Here is a 3,323-nt window from a genome sequence, read left to right as displayed (position 1 = left end):
GTCTGGATTGGGGCGGGGCCCGGAACCGTGGCGGTTCCAGGGGCATGGGCGGGAAAAAGGGGGCAGGACCGTGGACATGAAGACGAAGAAGGACCTGGCGGTGGATTTCATCAACACCATCCGCACCATGGAGCCGAGCGCTCTGAACGCCCTCATCGTGAAGGAAGCGGGCGAGGAGCTGGCGCAGTTCTTCCTGAACTACAGCGCCAACCTCATCTCCAAGGATCCTTCCCGGGTGCTGGAGAACACCTCTTCGCTGATGCTGATGGGCTACCTCATCCGCACGTACGAGGAGAAGAACACCCAGGCCAAGCAGGGCAACTTCCAGTCCTACGCGTTCGCCTGACGCCCTGGAGCCTCGGGGCCCGGGGGCGTGCGCGCAGGCTCGACAGGCCCCGTGGGGCCTGTTAGCACCCGTCGCCCATGCTCATCGACCTACACGCCCATTCCCATCTGTCCAAGGGGTGCGACCTGGAGCCGCGCGCCGTGCTGGAGCGGGCGGCAATGTTCGGCCTGGACGCGGTCGCGTTCACGGAGACCAACACCCAGGACGGCTGCGACGAGCTCTTCGAGATCGGCGCCAAGGCCAAGGTGAAGGTGTTCGTCGGGCTGGAGCTGGTGACGGACCGGGGGCAATACCTGTGCTTCTTCCCGAAGCCGGAGCTGGCGCCGGAGCCCGTGCAGCTGTGGGGGAGCAACCGGGAGAAGCCCTGGAGCGCCGCCGAGTGCCTGCCCAAGGTGAAGGCCCTGGGAGCGGCCATCGTCGCGGCCCGGCCGTTTGATCGCGACGTGCCCAATCCCGCCATGGAGTACGTCCGCTCGCTGTCCGGCGTGCTGTGCGCCGTGGAGGGCTACAACGCCAAGGTGAAGCAGACCGCCAACGACCTGGCCGTGGAGGCCGCGGACGTGCTCAAGCTGCCCTGCGTGGGCGGCAGTGACGCGCGCGGCTCCCTGGACGAGATGGGCCGGGGCGCAACCTTCTTCAAACGCGACGTGCTCACCCAGGCGCAGCTGGTGGAGGAGCTCTTCAAGGGCGACTACTGGCCGGTGATGGCCGGCGAGCTGCCCCGCCTCACCCGTCCCGGCGAGGCCCAGGCCCAGCGCAAGGGCGGCGGGGGCGGCGGCAAGAAGCAGCACCGCCGCGGTGGCCGCCGCTAGCTCAAGGCAGCAGGGACGTGCCCGCCTCCTCGGCGCGCACCAGGCGGCCGTCGGTGAGGAACGCCTTGCGGCGCTCCCCGGCATAGCGCCACTCCTCGTTCCGGGCCGTGCCCTCCAGTGAGCGGCGCACCGTCTCCGGGGGACCCCAGGCCATGCGCAGCGCGTCCGCGGGCATGTCCGCCACCAGCTTCTTGGTGCGCACGGCCTCCTGCACCGCCGCGCTGAAGCCCGCGAGCTGATCCTTCAACGAATGCGGGGTGAGGGTCTTCTCCAGCTCCGTGCGGAAGGCGTCCGGGCGGTCCAGGTTCGGCGGCAGCACCAGCACCACCTGCTCGCCCGCGGGGGCCCCCTCCACCGTCACGTACACCCACGGCCAGGAGCGCGGAGTGTAGAGGACGCGCTCGGTGACGACCCAGGCCGTGGGGAACTCCACCTTGGTAATCCGCACGCGCGTGCCGGCGGGCACCGTGGCCTGGATGGCGCCGGGGCTGATGGGCCTGCCGCTGGTGTCGTCCAGCAGGCGCACGTCCTCGGGAGGGTAGGGCGTCAAGAGCCGCTTGGACGCGTCCCCGAAGAAGGGCGTCAGGTAGGAGGAGACGCGCAGGTACTGCTCCGCGTCCGGACCGGAGAGGCTCCGATCCAACGAGGCGCGATCCTCGGGGGACATGCGGGTGGCGGAAGCGCAGCCGACGCTGACGACGGCCAGCAGCGGCATCAGGAAGGACAGGGAGCGGGAAGGACGCGGCATGGCACCAGGGCGCGCGCGGGATGGAACGCGCGCGCGATGGATGCCTGCTTAGCCTAGCGGATGGCCTGCGTCAGCGCTGGCGTGCCCGTCACGGCCTGCTTGCCGTCGCGGCACCCACGCTGCGCGGGACACACCGGACCCCGGCCATGGGGGTCGGCCACCAGGAGGAACCGACCCTGCCCCCTCGCATCCGTCAGCTCCGGATGACCGCACAGCGCGCAGTGGCGGGGGGGACGCTTCGAGGGGGGAAAGGGCACGACACGAAGTGTGTGCCCACTCCGCGCCCCCAGCGAATTTTCAGCCGGGGGCGTTCTTCACGACGACGCTACGACTTGTCGCCGCCCGCGCTGCTGGAAGGGGCCGGCGCGGGGCTCGCCGCGGGCGCGCTGCTGGCAGGAGCGCTGGCCGCGGCCGGCGCCGCCGAGGACGACGAAGAAGAGGAGGACGATGAACCGCCGCCTCCGTCCTTCTTCGTGGAGCCGTACAGGTCCGAGTACCAGCCGCCACCCTTGAGGTGGAAGCTGGAGCGGCTGACCTGCTTGGTCAGCGTGCCGCCGGCGCCGCACGCGGTGCACGCGGCGGGGGCGGGGTCGGACATCTTCTGCAGGACGTCAATGGTCTTTCCACAGGCCGAGCAGCCGTACTCGTAGATGGGCATGGGGTGGGTACCTCGTCTCAGTGAGAAGGGTTGTTGACGGTCTGGGCGGAGAGCTGCTTGCGCAGCGACTCCGACAGACCCAGGCGCTCGAAGGCGCGGGTGACCAGCTCCGCGGGCGCGCCGTGCTTACGACCCACGACGTTGGCCAGCGAGTGGAGATCGGTGGCTTCCGACATCACGTCCTTCACCAGCCGCTCCAGCTCCTTGCGGAGCGATTCGGTGAAGCGCTTCTGGATGCCCAGGTCCGCCAGGTACTTGTCCTTGCCCAGCAGATCCAGCCGGTGGGTCAGGTGGGAGGTGGCCAGCACCTCGTTGCGGAAGCGCTCGCGCAGGGCCTCCACCTCCTCCTCGAGGAGCAGGGCGTGCGTCAGCCGCTGCAGCTCGCTGGGGCTCAGGCCCAGGGCCCACGCCACGCGGCCGGCGGCGCCGCGCTGGGAGGCGTAGGCGGTCTGGAGGTTGCGCTTCTCCTGCGCCTCCAGCGTCTCCATGATGCCGTGCTGCCGCAGCACGTTCTCCATGTCCACCTGGGTCAGCTCGCCGCGCGGGCCGTTGTAGCGGTGCTCCAGCGTGCGCAGGAGCGAGTAGCGGTGCTCCGTGCCCTCGATGGCGGCCTCCAGCGTGGCCTTGCCCTCCGCGCGCGTCAGTTCGAAGAACGACAGTCGCTGGGCCTCCACGCGGGTGAAGCGGCCGCGGGGGCGGGGCAGTTCACGCTTGATGAAGCGCGGGGCGTCCTCGTCGTCCTGCGACGCGGCCGGGGTG

Annotated in this window: 4 protein-coding genes and 1 pseudogene; 2 read left to right on the top strand and 3 right to left on the bottom strand. The window is 70.2% G+C overall.

Annotated elements, in window-relative coordinates; all coding sequences use genetic code 11:
* Positions 1 to 70: 70 nt before the first annotated feature.
* Positions 71 to 346, top strand: coding sequence for a hypothetical protein (locus D7X74_RS40755; RefSeq protein WP_120538309.1), 276 nt, complete (start codon positions 71 to 73; stop codon positions 344 to 346).
* Between the two features lie 77 nt (positions 347 to 423).
* A complete protein-coding gene (locus D7X74_RS40750) occupies positions 424 to 1,158 on the top strand; it encodes a PHP domain-containing protein (protein ID WP_120538308.1) in 735 nt (244 codons plus the stop codon).
* Position 1,159: 1 nt separating this feature from the next.
* Here D7X74_RS40750 and D7X74_RS40745 read toward each other — a convergent pair whose 3' ends face one another.
* The 3 genes and pseudogenes from D7X74_RS40745 to D7X74_RS40730 form a co-directional block, all read right to left on the bottom strand.
* A complete protein-coding gene (locus D7X74_RS40745; protein WP_120538307.1) occupies positions 1,160 to 1,906 on the bottom strand; it encodes a hypothetical protein in 747 nt (248 codons plus the stop codon).
* A 325-nt stretch (positions 1,907 to 2,231) separates the two neighbouring features.
* The gene (locus D7X74_RS40735; protein WP_120538305.1) at positions 2,232 to 2,564 is read right to left on the bottom strand and encodes an FmdB family zinc ribbon protein; all 333 of its coding nucleotides are present in this window, start codon (positions 2,562 to 2,564) and stop codon (positions 2,232 to 2,234) included.
* A gap of 17 nt (positions 2,565 to 2,581) precedes the next feature.
* Positions 2,582 to 3,323 (bottom strand): annotated as a pseudogene (locus tag D7X74_RS40730) (hypothetical protein); the annotation flags it as partial.

Origin of the sequence: Corallococcus sp. CA047B (assembly GCF_003612065.1) — a bacterium.
GTDB classification, from domain to species: Bacteria; Myxococcota; Myxococcia; order Myxococcales; family Myxococcaceae; genus Corallococcus; species Corallococcus praedator.
The sequence above is the reverse complement of the archived record's forward strand: the minus strand, read 5'-3'. Positions and strand labels throughout refer to the sequence as shown.

Bases quoted from the DNA above. Each gene is read 5' to 3' on its own strand.
- D7X74_RS40735 (WP_120538305.1), bottom strand. From the start codon at position 2,564: ATGCCCATCTACGAGTACGGCTGCTCGGCCTGTGGAAAGACCATTGAC.
- D7X74_RS40750 (WP_120538308.1), top strand. From the start codon at position 424: ATGCTCATCGACCTACACGCCCATTCCCATCTGTCCAAGGGGTGCGAC.
- D7X74_RS40745 (WP_120538307.1), bottom strand. From the start codon at position 1,906: ATGCCGCGTCCTTCCCGCTCCCTGTCCTTCCTGATGCCGCTGCTGGCC.